Source organism: Hydrogenophaga laconesensis (assembly GCF_031457235.1).
Classification (GTDB): domain Bacteria; phylum Pseudomonadota; class Gammaproteobacteria; order Burkholderiales; family Burkholderiaceae_C; genus Hydrogenophaga; species Hydrogenophaga laconesensis.
Map to the genome: position 1 here is coordinate 1 of NZ_JAVDWE010000017.1, position 17,271 is coordinate 17,271.

Consider the following 17,271-nt stretch of genomic DNA (forward strand, 5'->3'; position numbering starts at 1 on the left):
AACTCGCGGCTGAATGTCCGTCTTCTCTCCATAAACCACCTCCGGTTTCATCTTCCACCTTAACAAGGTGTCTTTGAAACCGGCAGCAGCCCACGAAGCGTAGTTGCTGCTGGGTGCACTCCGGCGTTCAGCTACCTGCTACGGTAGATGTGGGCGCAGGCTGCTTCAAAGCTGGCTCAGCGGCAACGCTGCATGGCTGCTCCCTGCCAAGTACAGACGAAAAAAAGCGAGTCATCTGACTCGCTTCATTCTCACCAAGCACCTTGATTGTGAATCCGGCTCACTTTGTCGCGGTTGAAATCCGGTTCGAAGCGTCGTTTCGCGACATTTCGACTTGGATTCCACATCAATGACAAGCAATGCTTGATGTAATTTTGGTTGCGGAGGCAAGATTTGAACTTGCGACCTTTGGGTTATGAGCCCAACGAGCTACCAGGCTGCTCCACTCCGCGCCAAGCCTTGTATTCTATCACGCTTTATCAGCATCAGCTGTCGGCGCAACTTCTTCTGCACGATCAACCAGCTCGACCAATGCCATCGGAGCGTTGTCGCCCACGCGGAAACCCATCTTCAGGATGCGGGTGTAACCACCAGGACGGGCCTTGAAGCGTGGACCCAATTCGTTGAAAAGCTTCACCACCACGTCGCGATCACGCAGGCGATCAAATGCCAAGCGGCGGTTGGCGACGGTGGGCTCCTTGGCCAGGGTGATCATGGGCTCGACCACTCGGCGCAGCTCCTTGGCCTTGGGCACCGTGGTCTTGATGACTTCGTGCGTGAGCAACGAGTTCATCATGTTGCGCAACATCGCGAGACGGTGCTCGCTGGTGCGGTTGAGTTTACGAAGTCCGTGTCCGTGACGCATTTTTCATCCTTTCAGTGTTTTGCTCTCAGCCGTATCAGGTACTGAGAGTTCGTCCGGGTCTGACCTCCTTGGCCAGACACTGCGGTCTCAGTGCTTGTCCAGGCCAGCAGGCGGCCAGTTTTCAAGCTTCATGCCCAAGGTCAGCCCACGCGAGGCAAGCACTTCCTTGATTTCGTTGAGCGACTTGCGACCCAGATTCGGGGTCTTGAGGAGCTCGTTCTCGGTGCGCTGGATCAGGTCACCGATGTAATAGATGTTTTCGGCCTTGAGGCAGTTTGCTGAACGCACGGTGAGCTCGAGCTCGTCCACAGGGCGCAGCAGGATCGGGTCAAACTGTTGCGAGCTGCGTTGGGCCGGTGCATCGAATGCGGAGAGCTCCACACCTTCGAGTTGCGCGAACACCGCCAGCTGTTCGACGAGGATCTTGGCAGAGGCGCGCACCGCCTCTTCAGGGCCGATGGAACCATTGGTCTCGATTTCGAGGACCAGCTTGTCCAGGTCGGTGCGCTGCTCGACGCGCGCGCTTTCCACGGTGTAGCTCACACGCTTGACGGGCGAGAAAGAGGCGTCGAGCACGATGCGACCAATGGAACGGGTCTGGTCATCGTTGCGACGAAGGCTGCCAGGCACATAGCCACGGCCTTTTTCCACTTTGATCTGCATATCCAGCTTGGCGCCAGCAGACAACGTGGCGATCACGTGGCCGGGATTCACAATTTCAACATCGTGTGGCGTCTGGATGTCGGCCGCAGTGACGAGGCCCTCACCGTCCTTGCGCAGGCTCAGCGTGACTTCATCGCGGTTGTGCAGCTTGAACACCACGCCCTTGAGATTCAGGAGCATGTTGACCACGTCTTCCTGCACGCCGTCGATCGAGGAATACTCGTGAACGACACCCGCAATGGTGACTTCGGTCGGTGCGTGGCCCGTCATGGACGACAGCAGAACCCGACGCAGGGCGTTGCCCAGCGTGTGGCCATAACCGCGCTCGAAAGGCTCGAGCGTGACTTTGGCACGATTGGTCGAGACTTGCTCGACGTTGATGGTCTTGGGCTTCAGCAGATTGTTCAGCATTCAAACTTCCTTCAGGACCCTCGGCTCGTTACACCGATAAGGCAGACGGAGCATGGCCCGACCGCACCCAGAAAGTGCAGATCGGGAACGGAATTAACGGGAATACAGTTCGACGATCAGCGATTCGTTGATGTCGGAGCCGAACTCATCGCGATCAGGCGACTTCTTGAACACACCTTCGACCTTGTCGGCCGAAACTTCCACCCAGGCGGGGAAGCCGATCTGCTTGGCCAGCTCGAGCGCCTCAACCACACGACCTTGTTTCTTCGACTTTTCGCGCACAGCGATCACGTCGCCGGCCTTGACCGAGTACGACGGAATATTGACTGCCTTGCCGTTCACCGTGATCGCCTTGTGCGACACGATCTGACGGGCCTCGGCACGGGTTGAAGCAAAGCCCATGCGGAACACCACGTTGTCGAGACGGGCTTCCAGGAGGAACAGCAGGTTGGCACCGGTGTTGCCACGGCGACGATCCGCTTCGGCGAAGTAGCGTCGAAACTGACGCTCCAGCACGCCATACGTGCGCTTGACCTTCTGCTTCTCGCGCAGCTGCACGCCGAAATCGGACGTACGCTGACCAGAAGTGCGGCCATGCTGGCCAGGCTTGGAGTCGAATTTCGCCTTGTCGCTGATCGAGCGGCGAGCGCTCTTGAGCAACAGGTCGGCGCCTTCACGGCGAGAAAGTTTGGCCTTGGGGCCGAGGTAACGTGCCACGTTGGTTTCCTTGTTTCACTGCCACAACCATGTGTTGCGGGAGCCACCTTGTGTTGAAGGTGGCGGTGGGCTTAGCAAAAATGCCACCGCAGAACAATCTGCGGTGGCGCTCGAAAAAGCCTTCAATTATACCGCGATCCGCGGTATGCCATCAGATACGACGGCGCTTCTGCGGACGGCAGCCGTTGTGCGGCACCGGCGTCACGTCCGAGATCGAGTTGATGCGGATGCCGAGCGCACCAAGCGCGCGCACCGACGATTCACGGCCGGGACCGGGACCCTTGATCTCGACATCCAGGTTCTTGATGCCTTGTTCAATGGCTGCGCGGCCTGCGACTTCGGATGCCACCTGGGCAGCGAACGGCGTGGATTTGCGCGAGCCCTTGAAGCCCTGACCACCCGACGATGCCCACGACAGTGCGTTGCCCTGGCGGTCGGTAATGGTGATGATGGTGTTATTGAACGACGCGTGCACGTGGGCAATGCCGTCGGCAACGTTTTTGCGGACTTTCTTGCGGACGCGGGCAGATGCGCTGCTGGAGGGAGACTTGGCCATGAGGGTCCTTCTAACCGTTTATTTTTTCAGCGACTGGGCAGCCTTGCGGGGACCCTTGCGCGTACGGGCGTTGGTCTTGGTACGCTGACCACGCAGCGGCAGACCACGACGGTGGCGGAAGCCACGGTAGCAACCAATGTCCATCAAACGCTTGATGTTCATGGTGGTTTCACGACGCAGGTCGCCCTCGATCGTGAACGTACCGACCTGATCGCGCACCTTTTCGAGTTCCGCGTCGCTCAGATCCTTGATCTTCTTGGCGTAGTCAATACCGCAGGCTTCGCAAATCTTGCGAGCGCGGGTGCGGCCAATGCCGAAGATTGCCGTCAAGCCGATTTCAGCGTGCTTGTGCGGCGGAATGTTGATGCCTGCAATACGAGCCATGTTGGGTCCTCTTAACTAACCAATCAGCCTTGACGCTGTTTGTGACGCGGATCGGTGCAAATGACTCGCACGACACCATGCCGCTTGATAATCTTACAGTTGCGGCACATTTTCTTGACCGAAGCCGAAACTCTCATAGTCTTCTCCTAGATATTCCTAAAAACGTTCAATACCGACCTTCACTTCGAGCGGAACACGATTCGCGCTCTGGTAAGGTCATAAGGTGTCAGCTCCACCTTGACCTTGTCCCCTGGCAAGATCCGGATGTAGTGCATCCGCATCTTGCCGCTGATGTGCCCCAGCACCACATGACCGTTTTCGAGTTTGACCCTGAAAGTCGCATTGGGGAGGTTTTCAACGACCTCACCCTGCATCTCGATCACGTCATCCTTGGCCATAAGCGAAGTTCAAGGGGAGGTTTTGAAATTGGCCTTCTTGAGCAGCGATTCGTATTGCTGCGACATCATGTAATTCTGAACCTGGGCCATGAAGTCCATGGTGACCACCACGATGATCAACAGGGAGGTGCCGCCAAAATAGAACGGCACGTTGTACTTCAGGATCAGGAACTCTGGCAGCAGACACACCGCGGTGATGTACACAGCACCGGCCAGTGTCAGCCTCAGCAGGATCTTGTCGATATAGCGCGCGGTCTGGTCGCCAGGACGGATACCCGGAACGAACGCGCCGCTCTTCTTCAGGTTATCGGCCGTCTCACGGCTGTTGAACACCAACGCGGTGTAGAAGAAGCAGAAGAAGACGATGGCCGCGGCATACAGCGCCACGTAAATCGGTTGTCCGGGGGACAGCGCAGCGGCAAGGTCACGCAGCCAACGGGTCGAATCTCCCGTGCTCACCCAACTCACCACCGTGGTGGGCAGCAGAATGATCGACGACGCGAAGATCGGCGGAATCACGCCAGCCATGTTCAGCTTGAGCGGAAGGTGCGACGACTGGCCGCCGTACACCTTGTTGCCCACCTGCCGGCGTGCGTAGTTCACCAGGATCTTGCGCTGACCGCGTTCCACGAACACCACGAAATAGGTGACCAGGATCACCAGCACGATGATGAAGATCGACACCAGGATGTTCATGGCACCTGTGCGCACCAGTTCGAGCAACCCACCAATCGCGCTGGGCAGGCCTGCGGCAATACCAGCAAAGATCAGGATCGAGATACCGTTGCCCAGACCCCGTTCGGTGATCTGCTCGCCGAGCCACATCAGGAACATGGTGCCCGCCACCAGGCTCACCACAGCCGTCAGGCGGAAACCCATACCGGGATCGATCACCAGACCAGCCTGGCCTTCCAACGCCAGGGCAATGCCCATGGCCTGGAAGATGGCGAGCGCCAGCGTGCCATACCGGGTGTATTGCGTGATCTTGCGACGGCCTGCTTCGCCCTCTTTCTTCAGCTGTTCGAACGTGGGAACCACGTAGGTCATCAGCTGCATGATGATTGAGGCGGAGATGTACGGCATGATGCCCAACGCGAACACGGTGAAGCGCGACAGCGCACCGCCCGAGAACATGTTGAACAGGCTGAGAATGCCCCCCTGCTGACCCTGGAACAGTTGTGCCAGTTGCGCGGGGTCGATACCGGGAACGGGGATATGGGCCCCGATGCGGTAGACCACCAGAGCCAGCAACAGGAACACCAGCCGGCGACGCAAGTCACCGAACTTTCCGGTTTTGGCCAGGGACGTGGATCCAGTTGCCACAGGAAGCTTCCGTTCGTGTCCGATCAGGCGGCAGTAGCCAGCGAGCCACCTGCGGCCTCGATGGCCTGCTTGGCACCCGCCGTGGCAGCGATGTCCTTGAGGGTCACGGCACGCGTGATCTCACCGGTCTTGACAACCTTGACGCGCTTGGCGAGGTGAGGTACGAGACCAGCCTGCTTCAGCACGAGCACATCGATTTCACTGGCTTCGAGAGCATTGAGAGCAGCCAGAGTCACTTCGGCGTTGAACTGCAGCTGCGCAGATTTGAAGCCGCGCTTGGGCAGACGACGCTGCAGAGGCATCTGGCCGCCTTCGAAACCGACCTTGTGGTAACCACCCGAACGGGACTTCTGGCCTTTGTGGCCACGACCCGCGGTCTTGCCCAGGCCAGAGCCGATGCCGCGGCCAACACGGCGCTTGGCGTGCTTGGCGCCTTCGGAAGGCTTGATGGTATTGAGTTGCATGTCAGTGACTCCGATCAGACGATTTTGACCAGATAGCTGATCTTGTTGATCATGCCGCGCACGGCGGGCGTGTCCTGCAGCTCGCTCACGCTGTTGAGCTTGCGCAGGCCCAGGCCACGGACGGTGTCACGGTGGGATTGCTTGGTACCAATGGGGCTGCGCACCAGTTGGACCTTGACGGTATTTTGAGTGGTCATGATCGCTCCAATCAACCCAGGATATCTTCGACGGACTTGCCACGCTTGGCAGCCACGTCGGCAGGGGTCGTCGAGTTCTTCAATGCGTCCAGCGTGGCGCGCACCAGGTTGTAGGGGTTGCTCGAACCATGGCTCTTGGCCACGACGTCGGTGATACCCAGCACTTCGAACACGGCGCGCATCGGGCCGCCGGCGATGATGCCGGTACCCTTGGAGGCCGGCAGCATCATCACGTTGGAAGCGCCGTGCTCCCCGTGCACGCTGTGGTGCAGCGAACCGTTCTTGAGCGACACCTTGATCATGTTGCGGCGGGCCTGCTCCATGGCCTTCTGCACAGCCACCGGCACTTCACGCGCCTTGCCCTTGCCCATGCCCACGCGGCCATCGCCGTCACCGACCACGGTCAACGCCGCGAAACCGAGAATGCGACCACCCTTGACCACCTTGGTCACGCGGTTGATCGCGATCATCTTCTCGCGCAGACCGTCTTCGTTCGCTTCTTTGTTGATGTTTGCCGTAAATTTAGCCATTTTGTGTATTCCGTTTGATCAGAACTGCAGACCGGCTTCACGCGCCGCGTCTGCCAGGGCTTTCACCCGGCCGTGGTAAGCAAAACCGGAACGGTCAAACGCCACCTTCTCGATGCCGGCGGCCTTCGCCTTTTCAGCGATGCGCTTGCCCACCAGGGCTGCGGCAGCGGTGTTGCCACCCTTGCCCGCGCCGCCGATCTGAGCACGCACTTCGGCTTCAGCGGTCGAAGCCGCAGCCAGCACGCGGCTGCCGTCGTCGGAAATAACGCTGGCATAGATGTGCAGATTGGTGCGATTCACACTCAGGCGCACGGCGCCTTGCTGCGCGATGCGGATGCGCGTCTGACGGGCGCGGCGGAGACGTTGCTCTTTTTTGGTCAACATGATCCTGGTCCTTATTTCTTCTTGGTTTCCTTGATCACGACCTTCTCATCCGCATAACGGATGCCCTTGCCCTTGTAGGGCTCGGGAGGGCGAACAGCTCGCACCTCGGAAGCGATCTGGCCCACGCGCTGGCGGTCGGAACCCTTGATCAGGATCTCGGTTGGCGTCGGGGTTTCCACCTTGATGCCGGCAGGCATGTCCATCACAACAGGATGGGAGTAGCCGACCGTCAGGTTGAGCTTGGCGCCTTGTGCCTGGGCCTTGTAGCCCACACCCAACAACGTCAGCTTCTTCTCGAAGCCCTTGCTCACACCATTGACCATGTTGTTGACCAGCTGGCGCATGGTGCCCGACATGGCATTGGCTTCACGCGACTCATCCACGGGAACGAAGGTCAGCGTGCCGCCCTTGTTCTCCACTTTGACCAGTGCGTTCTGCGTCAACGCCAAGGCACCCAGGGCACCCTTGACATTGATCTGGTTGTCCTTGACCGCGACTTCCACCCCGGCTGGGATGGTGACCGGCAGTTTTCCAATACGTGACATTAATTTCTCCTCAATGCCCGCATCAGGCGACGTAACACAGGACTTCGCCACCGACACCGGTGGCGCGCGCCTTGCGGTCGGTCATCACACCTTGCGGCGTGGTGACAATGGCCACGCCCAGGCCGTTCTGGACCTGGGGAATGGCGTTCCGGCCACGGTAGACACGCAGGCCAGGACGACTCACGCGCTCGATGCGTTCAATCACAGGACGGCCAGCGTAGTACTTGAGGGCGATTTCAAGCTCATTCTTGCCATCGGCGCTCTTGACCTGGAAGCCATCGATATAACCCTCGTCCTTCAGGACCTGGGCAATAGCGGCCTTGACCTTGGAAGCCGGCATCGTCACAACGGCCTTTTCGACCATCTGTGCGTTGCGGATGCGGGTCAACATGTCGGCAATAGGATCACTCATGCTCATTTGTGGTTCTCCTGTTGCTTACCAGCTGGCTTTGGTGATGCCGGGGATCTCACCGGCAAACGCCATTTCACGGACTTTGGCACGGGCCAGACCGAAATGATTGAAGGTGCCACGCGGACGGCCAGTGATCTCGCAGCGGTTGCGCTGACGGGTCGGGTTGGCATTGCGGGGCAGCTTCTGCAGCGCCAGCCGGGCGGCATCGCGCTCTTCCTCGCTCTTCTTGGCGTCGCTGGACGTCGCCTTGAGCTCGGTGTATTTCTTGGCGAACTTGGCCGCGAGCTTCTCGCGCTTGAGTTCACGTTGGAGTAGTGCTTGTTTAGCCACGCGCCACCTCAGTTCTTGAACGGGAAACGGAAACCAGCCAGAAGAGCCTTGCACTCTTCGTCGTTCTTGGCGGTCGTCGTGATGCTGATGTTGAGACCGCGCAGGGCATCGACCTTGTCGTACTCGATCTCAGGGAAAATGATCTGCTCCTTGACGCCGACGTTGTAGTTGCCACGGCCGTCGAACGAACGGCCGGAGATACCACGGAAGTCGCGCACACGGGGCAGCGCCACGGTGACGAAACGGTCCAGGAATTCGTACATACGGGCGCCGCGCAGGGTCACCATGCAGCCAATGGCTTGCTGCTCACGGATCTTGAAACCCGCGATAGCCTTCCGGGCCTTGGTCACGACCGGCTTCTGGCCTGCGATCTTGGTCAGGTCGCCCACAGCGTTGTCCATGACCTTCTTGTCAGCCACGGCCTCGCTCACGCCCATGTTCAGCGTGATCTTGGTGATGCGAGGCACCTCCATGGTCGACTTGTAGCCGAACTTCTTCATGAGTTCGGGAGCGACGGAGTCGCGATAGATCTCTTGGAAACGTGCCATGGTCATGCCACCTTGATTTCTTCACCGCTGGACTTGAAGACGCGCACTTTCTTGCCGTCAGCCAGAAGTTTGATACCCACGCGATCCGCCTTGCCCGTAGCGCCATTGAAGATGGCGATATTGGACTGATGGATGGGCATGGTCTTTTCGATGATGCCGCCGGTGATGCCCTTCATGGGGTTCGGCTTGGCATGCTTCTTCACAAGGTTGACGCCTTCGACAACCAGATGGCTGTCGTCGCTGCGCTGCAACACCTTGCCGCGCTTGCCCTTGTCACGACCGGCAATCACGATGACCTCATCGCCACTACGAATCTTGTTCATGATGATTCCTCAGAGAACCTCGGGCGCCAAGGACACGATCTTCATGAACTTCTCGGTGCGCAACTCGCGCGTGACCGGTCCGAAGATGCGGGTGCCGATGGGCTCCAGCTTGGCATTGAGCAACACAGCCGCGTTGCCGTCGAATTTGATCAGGGCGCCATCCTGGCGACGGATGCCCTTGGCGGTGCGAACCACCACAGCGTTGTAGACCTCGCCTTTTTTGACGCGGCCACGGGGCGCTGCTTCCTTGATGCTGACTTTGATGACGTCGCCCACACTGGCGTAACGACGCTTGGAGCCGCCGAGCACCTTGATGCACATCACGGACTTCGCGCCCGTGTTGTCAGCAACATCGAGTCGAGATTGCGTTTGAATCATTTGATTTAAGTCCCAACTTGAATCCCCCCTGCCACCACGGCCGAGAGTGATCAGTCTTGGGCCCGTCGTCGCAGGCTGGCCGGGCATTGCGCCCGACCCACCTGCTTCGGTGGGCAGATAGCTCTCCGCCTTTTCAGGCGAAGCCACAAATTATGGCATGGGTTTAAAACCTGGTCAACTGGCCTGCGTGTGTACAGGCAAATATCGGGCACACAGTTGCTGGAAGGCAGCCAGTTCGGGGTCCACGCCCAGCTCGTCGAGCAGAATGGCGGCCACGTCGGGCGCCAAGCGCGAGGCTTCGACCGCATCCAGGAACAGAATGCGCCAGCGGCGGGCCAGGACATCCTCCACGGTCTGGGCGTATTCAAACCGGGCGGCGTAGCGCACCATGGCCTCGCTCAGTCCGGCCCCGAGAAATGTCGCCGCGCCAGGACATGCGGTGACTTTGGGCCCTTCCGTGCCGTATAGATGAAGGCCGGGCGCGGTATGCAGGGGCGTGACCGGACTGCTAACGGCTTCGGCACCCAGCAACACTTGCTTCGCGCTCTGGCCGCCAGCCCGGTGCGGCAGCAGCCGGCTGGCGAAGCAACGCTCCAGCACGTCCTCAGCCATGGCGCGATAGGTGGTCCACTTGCCACCCGTAACGGTGACGAGGCCACTGGCATCCACCACGATGGTGTGCTCCCGGGACAACACCTTGGTGCCCCCCTTGGCGGATTCGGGGGCCGCCACCAGGGGGCGCAGGCCCACCCAGAGGCTGCGAATGTCTTCACGGCGCACGGGCCGGCTGAGTACCTGGCTGGCCTCGCCCAGAATGAATTCCAGCTCTTCGGCAAAGGCATCGGGTTCGCGCGGTAGATCCCGGCGAGGCGTGTCGGTGGTCCCCAGCACCAGTTTCCCCAGCCATGGCACCGCGAACAGGACACGCCCATCGCGCGTCCTGGGCACCAGCAGGGCATGACCACCCGGGAGGAAGTCGCGATCGACCACCACATGCACACCCTGACTGGGGCTGACCATGTTTGAGCGTGAGCCCTCGCTCACTTTGGGTTCTGTGTGGTCGCGCAGCGCGTCGACCCAGACACCGGCGGCATTGACCACGCAGCGCGCCTGCAACTCGAAGGCGTTGCCGCCTCGCCGGTCGGTCACCGCCAGCGCGGACAACGGGTGGTCGCCGCCGGCGAGCTGGCGCACAGACGTCACCTCGGCGTAGTTCAGCACGCGGGCTCCCGCCGCTTCCGCGCTGCGCGCGAGCGCAAGCGCGAGGCGGGCGTCGTCGAACTGCCCATCCCAGTACTTGACGCCGCCGCGCAGCCCTTCCGGGTTGACGCCCGGCAAGGCCTGTAGCGCCTCTTCGCGGCTCAGAAACTCCGTACGACCCAGCCCCGCGCCGCCCGCGAGCAGGTCGTACAGCTTGAGGCCGAGACCATAGAAAGGCGTCTGCCACCAGCGGTAAGAAGGCATGACAAAGGGCAGAGGCTGGGCCAGGTGGGGCGCCACCCGCAGCACAGTCGCGCGCTCGGCCAGGGCTTCGCGCACCAAGGCCAGGTTGCCTTGGGCGAGATAACGCACGCCACCGTGCAGCAACTTGGTGGAACGGGACGAGGTACCGCCAGCGAAGTCGTGCGATTCCAGCAGCACCACGGAGAAACCGCGCAGTGCCGCATCGAGCGCCACCCCCAGGCCGGTGGCACCGCCACCGACGACGGCCAGGTCATAGACACCGTGGCGCGGGAGCGAGTCGAGCAGTTCTGCGCGTTTCATGAGAGAGAAGATGGTCCTCCGAACCACGAGGTCCGGAGGGGGATTGCTACAAAAGCCGAGGCATCACATCAGCGTACTTTGCCATTCTTCCACGCGTTGAGCAGCTGGTCGTAGGCGATGGTCTCTCCCTTCGGCTTTTCGTTGGCCAGCTTCTTCCAGGGCGCGGCCTTGTCGCTCAGGTACTTGTTGGGATCGCCCTTGGGATTGAGTTTGGGCGCACAACGTTCCATGCCTGCGCGTTCGAGGCGGCTCATCACCTGGTCCATCTGCTCGGCCAGGTTGTCCATCGCGGCCTGAGGCGTCTTCTCGCCCGTCACCGCCTGCGCCACGTTCTGCCACCAGAGTTGCGCGAGCTTGGGGTAGTCGGGCACGTTGGTGCCGGTGGGCGTCCAGGCCACGCGGGCCGGGCTGCGGTAGAACTCGACCAGGCCGCCGAGCCTGGGCGCCAGATCGGTCATGGCCTTGCTCTGGATGTCGCTTTCGCGGATCGGGGTGAGGCCCACGATGGTCTTCTTCAGCGATGTGGTCTTGGCGGTCACGAACTGCGCATACAGCCAGGCCGCCGCGGTCTTGTTTTCGTCATGACCATTGAAGAAGGACCAGGAGCCAACATCCTGGTAGCCGTTCTGCATGCCCTGCTTCCAGTACGGACCGTTCGGGCCGGGGGCCATGCGCCACTTGGGCGTGCCATCGGCGTTGACCACAGGGAGCCCGGGCTTCGTCATGTCGGCGGTGAACGCCGTGTACCAGAAGATCTGCTGCGCGATCTGCCCCTGGGCAGGTACCGGGCCGGCTTCGCCGAACGTCATTCCGGTGGCCTCCTTGGGCGCGTACTTCTTCATCCAGTCGATGTACTTGGTGAGTGCGTACACAGCGGCTGGCGAGTTGGTGGCCCCGCCGCGCGACACGCTCGCCCCCTGCGGATGGCAGCCGTCGGCGGATGCGCGAATGCCCCACTCGTCCACCGGCTTGCCGTTCGGAATACCGACGTCGGCGGTGCCGGCCATGGACAGCCAGGCGTCGGTGAAGCGCCAACCCAGCGATGGATCCTTCTTGCCGTAGTCCATGTGGCCGTAGATCGGCTTGCCGTCGATGGTCTTCACGTCGTTGGTGAAGAACTCGGCGATGTCTTCGTAAGCGCTCCAGTTCAGCGGCACACCGAGGTCGTAGCCGTATTTGGCCTTGAACTTGTCTTTCAGGTCTTTGCGGTCGAACAGATCGGCGCGGAACCAGTACAGGTTGGCGAACTGCTGGTCGGGCAACTGGTAGAGCTTGCCGTCCGGCGCGGTGGTGAAGCTGGTGCCGATGAAGTCCTTGATGTCCAGCCCCGGGTTGGTGAACTCCTTGCCCTTGCCCGCCATGTAGTCGGTCAGGTTCATCATCTTGCCGTAGCGATAGTGCGTGCCGATCAGGTCGGAGTCGCTGATCCAGCCGTCGTAGATCGACTTGCCCGACTGCATCGAGGTCTGCAGCTTCTCGACCACATCCCCTTCCTGGATCAGGTCGTGCTTGACGGTGATGCCGGTGATTTCACCGAAGGCCTTGGCAAGCGTCTTGCTCTCGTACTCGTGCGTGGTGATGGTTTCGGACACCACCGAGATCTCCTTCACGCCCTTGGCCTTGAGCTTGGCGGCGGCGTCGATGAACCACTTCATCTCGGCGGCCTGCTGCGCCTTGGTGAGGGTGGAAGGCTGGAACTCGTTGTCGATCCACTTCTTTGCCGCGGCTTCGTCGGCCCAGGCGGGCAGAGAACCCATGGCCAGCAGCGCGGCCGTGGCCAGCGCGGTGTGTCGCAATCTCATGTTGTCTCCTCGAGCGGTATGCCTCCCCGGCGTGTGACAGGTCTCGGCCCCGGGGAAGCAACGGGCCGAATACGGGAAAAAGCCGGCCGTGGCGTCAGCCCTTGCGCATCACCAGAAGCAGCCAGCCCATGGAGAGCACGAAGGCGATCCAGATGCTGGGTTCCTGCTCGAGCGAGAACCACTCGACGAACCGGCCCGCCATGCCGACGAAGGCGAGGTTGATGTAGGCCGCGCCCAGCAGGCCGATGAAAAGGCGGTCGCCGCGCGTGGTGACCATGGGCAGGAAGCCCTTGCGCTCGATCGTGGGTGCCTTGACTTCCCACAGCGTCATGCCCGCAAGCATGAGCGCGATGCACGTGAAGAAGACGGCAACGGGTGTGGTCCAGACCATCCAGGCAAACATGGAAATCTCCTCAAACGCGGCCCATCGCGAAGCCCTTCGCGATGTAGTGCCGCACGAACCAGATGACGATCGCGCCTGGCACGATGGTCAGCACGCCGGCGGCGGCCAGCGTGGCCCAGTCCATGCCGCTGGCACTCACCGTGCGTGTCATCGTCGCGACGATGGGCTTGGCGTTCACGCTGGTGAGCGTGCGCGCCAGCAGCAGTTCCACCCAGCTGAACATGAAGCAGAAAAAGGCCGCCACGCCCACCCCTGCCTTGATGAGCGGCAGGAAGATGGTGAAGAAGAAGCGCGGGAAGCTGTAGCCGTCGATGTATGCGGTCTCGTCGATCTCGCGCGGAATACCGCTCATGAAGCCCTCCAGGATCCACACCGCCAGCGGCACGTTGAACAGAAGGTGCGCCATGGCCACCGCGATGTGCGTGTCCATCAGACCCAGCGTGGTGTACAGCTGGAAGAACGGCAGCAGGAACACCGCGGGCGGCGTCATGCGGTTGGTGAGCAGCCAGAAGAACACATGCTTGTCGCCCAGGAAACGGTAGCGCGAGAACGCGTAGGCCGCGGGCAGCGCCACCACCAGTGAGATCACCGTATTGATGCCGACATAGATCAGGCTGTTGATGTAGCCGGAGTACCAGGAAGGGTCGGTGAAGATGGTCTGGTAGTTCGCCCAGGTGAACTCCGTCGGCCACAGCGTGAACGAGGACAGGATCTCCTGGTTGGTCTTGAAGCTCATGTTGACCATCCAGTAGATGGGCAGAAGCGCGAAGACCAGGTAGGCAATGAGGAACAGCGTCCTCTTGCGAAAGCGCCGGTTATCCATGGCCCTGCTCCTTTTCGGATGTGCCCAGGCTCTGCATCCAGTTGTAGAGCACGAAGCAGAACAGCAGGATGATGAGGAAATAGATCAGCGAGAACGCCGCTGCCGGGCCGAGGTCGAACTGGCCGACGGCCTTGGTGGTGAGGTATTGCGAAAGGAAGGTGGTGGCGTTGCCCGGGCCGCCACCGGTGAGCACAAAGGGCTCGGTGTAGATCATGAAACTGTCCATGAAGCGCAGCAGCACCGCGATCATCAGCACGCCGCGCATCTTGGGCAGCTGGATGTAACGGAACACCGACCATTTGCTCGCGCCATCGATGCTGGCGGCCTGGTAGTAGGCGTCGGGAATGCTGCGCAGACCGGCGAAGGCCAGCAGGGCCACCAGCGGCGTCCAGTGCCACACGTCCATGATGAGCACCGTCCACCACGCGTGCACCGGATTGCCGGTGTAGCTGTAGTCCATGCCAGCCCACTGCAGGAAGTAACCCAGCAAGCCGATGTCGGCGCGGCCGAAGATCTGCCAGATGGTGCCGACCACGTTCCAGGGAATGAGCAGCGACAGCGCAACCAGCACCAGCACAGCGGAAGACTTCCAGCCTTGCGCGGGCATGGACAGCGCCAGTGCGATGCCCAGCGGAATCTCCACCAGCAGCACGGCGAGCGAGAACTGGATCTGTCGCCACAGCGCCAGGTGCAGTTCGCTGTCGCGCATCACGGCGGCGAACCACTCGGTGCCGACAAACACGCGGCGGTCGGGCGAGAGCACGTCCTGCACCGAATAATTCACCACTGTCATCAGCGGCAGCACGGCAGAGAAGGCCACGCAGAGAATCACGGGCAGCACGAGCCACCACGCCTTCTGGTTCACGGGTTTGGTCGTCATGTGATGAGCACCTCGTCGTGGTAGAAGCAGGTGTGCCTGTCCAGCACCCGCAGGCTCACCACCTCACCCACGGCGGGCACGGTGGTCTCTGGCGTCAGCCGGCACTTCAGGCGGTGCCCGCCTGCCTCACAGGTCAGCATCACGCTGGTGCCGATGTCCTGCACGCGCACCACGGTCGCGGGCAGGGTATCGGGCTCCGCAGCCTGCCCGAGCGTCAGGTACTCTGGCCGGATGCCGAGCTTCAGTGATCCCTCGGGCAGTGCCCGCCCCCGGTTGTTCGCCAGCGGATGCCCCAGCACCATCAGGCCGCCGCGAACGCTGGTGATCGGCAGGAAGTTCATGCCGGGCGAGCCGATGAAATGGCCGACGAAGGTGTGTGCAGGCCTTTCAAACAGCGCCTCGGCGGAACCGATCTGTACGGCGCGTCCACGGGTCATCACGACCACCTCTTCGGCGAAGGTGAGAGCTTCCACCTGATCGTGCGTGACGTAGATCAGCGTGAGCTTGAGCTCCTGGTGGATCTGCTTGAGCTTGCGCCGCAGTTGCCACTTGAGGTGAGGGTCGATCACCGTGAGCGGTTCATCGAACAGCACGGCGGAGACGTCCGAACGGACCAGTCCACGACCGAGCGAGATCTTCTGCTTCTGGTCGGCGGAGAGACCTGCCGCGCGCATGTCCAGCTGGTGGCTCATCTCCAGCATTTCGGCGATGCGGCCGACCCTTGCCTGGATATCCGCTGCGGGCACTTTGCGGTTGCGCAAGGGGAACGCCAGGTTCTGCGCCACGGTCATGGTGTCGTAGATGACCGGGAACTGGAACACCTGCGCGATGTTGCGCTGCTGGGGGCTTTGCCGCGTCACGTCCTTGCCGTTGAAACGCACCGTGCCCTGCGATGGCACCAGCAGACCCGAGATGATGTTGAGCATCGTTGTCTTGCCGCAGCCCGAGGGTCCGAGGAGCGCGTAGGCGCCGCCATCCTCGAAGGTCATCTGAAGGGGGAGCAGCGCGTAGTCCTCATCGGCCTTCGGATTCGCCCGGTAGGCGTGCGCCAGATCGAGTTCAATGCGTGCCATCAGCCCACCCTCCCCGCCCGGGCCGGTGCGCGCACCAGAGGCCCGTCGGCATCGAAGACAAAAAGGCTTTCGGGCTGAAGGTGGAGGGTGATCGGGTCACCCAGCGGGCAGTCGTGCACACCAGTGAGCTGGGCCACCAGTTCGCCCAGCCCGGTGTGCACATGCACGAAGGTGTCGGAACCGGCGATCTCGGCCAATTCCACGCGCCCTGGCACAGCCATGTCGCCGGGTCGCGGGTCTATGCGCAGCCCCCCCGCCCGCACACCCAGGATGAGGCGGGCAGGCGCGTCCGGCGGCAACCCCAGTGGCCAGACCTGATCGTCTTGCACACGCACCCCGCCGGCCACTGTTTGTGCGCTCATCAGATTCATGGGTGGGTCGCTGAACGCCCGCGCCACTCGGATGCTGCACGGCGCATGAAACACCTCGGCGGTGGGGCCGTACTGGAGCAGCTCACCCGCGTCCATCACCGCCGTGTAGCCGCCCAGCAGCAAGGCCTCGCCCGGCTCCGTCGTGGCGTAGACCACGGTGGCATCGCTGGTGGCGAAGAGTTGTGTGAGCTCCTCGCGCAACTCTTCGCGCAGCTTGTAGTCCAGGTTCACCAGGGGCTCGTCGAACAGCATGAGCGGTGCGTGCTTGCCCAACGCGCGGGCCAGCGCCACGCGCTGCTGCTGCCCGCCAGAGAGTTCCGCAGGCAGGCGGTCGAGGAATGCCTCGATGTGCAGCCGACCTGCGAGTTCGCGCACACGCTGCTCCACGTCGCGCTCGCCACGCAGTCGCATCGGCGATGCGATGTTCTGCGCCACCGTCATCGAAGGGTAGTTGACGAACTGCTGATAGACCATGGCCACGTTGCGCTGGCGCACCGGCACCCGCGTCACGTCCGCCCCATCGACCAGCACGCGGCCTGCGGTGACCGTGTCCAGCCCAGCCATCACGCGCATCAGGCTGGTCTTGCCGGCCTGGGTGGCGCCCAGCAGCACGGTGACGGCGCCGGGAGCCAGATCAAGGCTCAGCGGATAGAGATGGGTGCTCGGCCCCACGGTCTTGCTCACGTGTTCCAGTGACAGCTGCATGCAGATTCCGCGTGATAAACCG

The 17,271-nt window shown here is 61.6% G+C and carries 25 protein-coding genes and 1 tRNA gene; all 26 read right to left on the minus strand.

The window, feature by feature from the left end:
• Nucleotides 1–375: 375 nt before the first annotated feature.
• The 26 genes from J2X09_RS22930 to J2X09_RS23055 all read right to left on the minus strand — a co-directional run bounded on the left by J2X09_RS22930 (nucleotide 376) and on the right by J2X09_RS23055 (nucleotide 17,249).
• Nucleotides 376–452, minus strand: a tRNA-Met gene (locus tag J2X09_RS22930).
• Nucleotides 453–469: 17 nt separating this feature from the next.
• On the minus strand, nucleotides 470–865 hold the full coding sequence (gene rplQ, locus J2X09_RS22935; protein ID WP_204735152.1) for a 50S ribosomal protein L17: 396 nt from the start codon (nucleotides 863–865) through the stop codon (nucleotides 470–472).
• A gap of 87 nt (nucleotides 866–952) precedes the next feature.
• A complete protein-coding gene (locus tag J2X09_RS22940) occupies nucleotides 953–1,939 on the minus strand; it encodes a DNA-directed RNA polymerase subunit alpha (RefSeq protein ID WP_066267868.1) in 987 nt (328 codons plus the stop codon).
• Nucleotides 1,940–2,032: 93 nt separating this feature from the next.
• Nucleotides 2,033–2,656 carry a 30S ribosomal protein S4 gene (gene rpsD, locus J2X09_RS22945; protein ID WP_204735153.1) on the minus strand — a complete coding sequence of 208 codons (624 nt, stop codon included), beginning with the start codon at nucleotides 2,654–2,656 and terminating at the stop codon, nucleotides 2,033–2,035.
• A gap of 151 nt (nucleotides 2,657–2,807) precedes the next feature.
• Nucleotides 2,808–3,212, minus strand: a complete 405-nt coding sequence (gene rpsK / locus J2X09_RS22950) for a 30S ribosomal protein S11 (RefSeq protein WP_066267872.1) — start codon at nucleotides 3,210–3,212, stop codon at nucleotides 2,808–2,810.
• A gap of 18 nt (nucleotides 3,213–3,230) precedes the next feature.
• Complete coding sequence (gene rpsM, locus J2X09_RS22955) at nucleotides 3,231–3,596, minus strand: 30S ribosomal protein S13 (protein ID WP_137917294.1); 366 nt, start codon at nucleotides 3,594–3,596, stop codon at nucleotides 3,231–3,233.
• A gap of 23 nt (nucleotides 3,597–3,619) precedes the next feature.
• Nucleotides 3,620–3,733, minus strand: a complete 114-nt coding sequence (rpmJ, locus tag J2X09_RS22960) for a 50S ribosomal protein L36 (RefSeq protein ID WP_009514917.1) — start codon at nucleotides 3,731–3,733, stop codon at nucleotides 3,620–3,622.
• Nucleotides 3,734–3,775: 42 nt separating this feature from the next.
• Nucleotides 3,776–3,994: a translation initiation factor IF-1 gene (infA, locus tag J2X09_RS22965; protein WP_066267877.1), complete on the minus strand. Its 219-nt coding sequence runs from the start codon at nucleotides 3,992–3,994 to the stop codon at nucleotides 3,776–3,778.
• Nucleotides 3,995–4,003: 9 nt separating this feature from the next.
• Entirely contained in the window at nucleotides 4,004–5,317 is a 1,314-nt protein-coding gene (secY, locus tag J2X09_RS22970) for a preprotein translocase subunit SecY (RefSeq protein ID WP_204735154.1), read from the minus strand.
• Nucleotides 5,318–5,340: 23 nt separating this feature from the next.
• Nucleotides 5,341–5,781, minus strand: a complete 441-nt coding sequence (gene rplO, locus J2X09_RS22975; protein ID WP_204735155.1) for a 50S ribosomal protein L15 — start codon at nucleotides 5,779–5,781, stop codon at nucleotides 5,341–5,343.
• A gap of 14 nt (nucleotides 5,782–5,795) precedes the next feature.
• Entirely contained in the window at nucleotides 5,796–5,978 is a 183-nt protein-coding gene (rpmD, locus tag J2X09_RS22980; protein ID WP_159589446.1) for a 50S ribosomal protein L30, read from the minus strand.
• Nucleotides 5,979–5,989: 11 nt separating this feature from the next.
• Nucleotides 5,990–6,508, minus strand: coding sequence for a 30S ribosomal protein S5 (rpsE, locus tag J2X09_RS22985; RefSeq protein ID WP_066267885.1), 519 nt, complete (start codon nucleotides 6,506–6,508; stop codon nucleotides 5,990–5,992).
• An 18-nt stretch (nucleotides 6,509–6,526) separates the two neighbouring features.
• The gene (gene rplR, locus J2X09_RS22990; protein WP_204735156.1) at nucleotides 6,527–6,892 is read right to left on the minus strand and encodes a 50S ribosomal protein L18; all 366 of its coding nucleotides are present in this window, start codon (nucleotides 6,890–6,892) and stop codon (nucleotides 6,527–6,529) included.
• A gap of 11 nt (nucleotides 6,893–6,903) precedes the next feature.
• The gene (rplF, locus tag J2X09_RS22995) at nucleotides 6,904–7,437 is read right to left on the minus strand and encodes a 50S ribosomal protein L6 (protein WP_204735157.1); all 534 of its coding nucleotides are present in this window, start codon (nucleotides 7,435–7,437) and stop codon (nucleotides 6,904–6,906) included.
• A gap of 22 nt (nucleotides 7,438–7,459) precedes the next feature.
• The gene (gene rpsH / locus J2X09_RS23000) at nucleotides 7,460–7,855 is read right to left on the minus strand and encodes a 30S ribosomal protein S8 (RefSeq protein ID WP_204735158.1); all 396 of its coding nucleotides are present in this window, start codon (nucleotides 7,853–7,855) and stop codon (nucleotides 7,460–7,462) included.
• An 18-nt stretch (nucleotides 7,856–7,873) separates the two neighbouring features.
• The gene (gene rpsN / locus J2X09_RS23005) at nucleotides 7,874–8,179 is read right to left on the minus strand and encodes a 30S ribosomal protein S14 (protein WP_204735159.1); all 306 of its coding nucleotides are present in this window, start codon (nucleotides 8,177–8,179) and stop codon (nucleotides 7,874–7,876) included.
• An 8-nt stretch (nucleotides 8,180–8,187) separates the two neighbouring features.
• On the minus strand, nucleotides 8,188–8,727 hold the full coding sequence (gene rplE / locus J2X09_RS23010; protein ID WP_204735160.1) for a 50S ribosomal protein L5: 540 nt from the start codon (nucleotides 8,725–8,727) through the stop codon (nucleotides 8,188–8,190).
• A 2-nt stretch (nucleotides 8,728–8,729) separates the two neighbouring features.
• Nucleotides 8,730–9,050, minus strand: coding sequence for a 50S ribosomal protein L24 (rplX, locus tag J2X09_RS23015; protein ID WP_204735161.1), 321 nt, complete (start codon nucleotides 9,048–9,050; stop codon nucleotides 8,730–8,732).
• Between the two features lie 9 nt (nucleotides 9,051–9,059).
• A complete protein-coding gene (gene rplN / locus J2X09_RS23020; RefSeq protein ID WP_009514936.1) occupies nucleotides 9,060–9,428 on the minus strand; it encodes a 50S ribosomal protein L14 in 369 nt (122 codons plus the stop codon).
• Between the two features lie 174 nt (nucleotides 9,429–9,602).
• Nucleotides 9,603–11,192 carry a glycerol-3-phosphate dehydrogenase/oxidase gene (locus J2X09_RS23025; protein WP_204735162.1) on the minus strand — a complete coding sequence of 530 codons (1,590 nt, stop codon included), beginning with the start codon at nucleotides 11,190–11,192 and terminating at the stop codon, nucleotides 9,603–9,605.
• A 68-nt stretch (nucleotides 11,193–11,260) separates the two neighbouring features.
• Nucleotides 11,261–12,994: an ABC transporter substrate-binding protein gene (locus J2X09_RS23030; RefSeq protein WP_204735163.1), complete on the minus strand. Its 1,734-nt coding sequence runs from the start codon at nucleotides 12,992–12,994 to the stop codon at nucleotides 11,261–11,263.
• A gap of 94 nt (nucleotides 12,995–13,088) precedes the next feature.
• Nucleotides 13,089–13,397 carry a DUF2160 domain-containing protein gene (locus J2X09_RS23035; RefSeq protein ID WP_204735164.1) on the minus strand — a complete coding sequence of 103 codons (309 nt, stop codon included), beginning with the start codon at nucleotides 13,395–13,397 and terminating at the stop codon, nucleotides 13,089–13,091.
• A 10-nt stretch (nucleotides 13,398–13,407) separates the two neighbouring features.
• Complete coding sequence (locus J2X09_RS23040) at nucleotides 13,408–14,220, minus strand: carbohydrate ABC transporter permease (RefSeq protein WP_204735165.1); 813 nt, start codon at nucleotides 14,218–14,220, stop codon at nucleotides 13,408–13,410.
• Nucleotides 14,213–15,100: a carbohydrate ABC transporter permease gene (locus J2X09_RS23045; protein WP_204735166.1), complete on the minus strand. Its 888-nt coding sequence runs from the start codon at nucleotides 15,098–15,100 to the stop codon at nucleotides 14,213–14,215. Before J2X09_RS23045 ends, J2X09_RS23040 begins: the two co-directional genes overlap by 8 nt.
• Nucleotides 15,097–16,173 (minus strand): ABC transporter ATP-binding protein, encoded by a 1,077-nt coding sequence (locus J2X09_RS23050; RefSeq protein WP_204735167.1) that lies wholly within the window; start codon nucleotides 16,171–16,173, stop codon nucleotides 15,097–15,099. The genes J2X09_RS23045 and J2X09_RS23050 overlap by 4 nt, the downstream gene beginning before the upstream one ends.
• Nucleotides 16,173–17,249, minus strand: coding sequence for an ABC transporter ATP-binding protein (locus J2X09_RS23055; RefSeq protein WP_204735168.1), 1,077 nt, complete (start codon nucleotides 17,247–17,249; stop codon nucleotides 16,173–16,175). The genes J2X09_RS23050 and J2X09_RS23055 overlap by 1 nt, the downstream gene beginning before the upstream one ends.
• Nucleotides 17,250–17,271 lie beyond the last annotated feature (22 nt).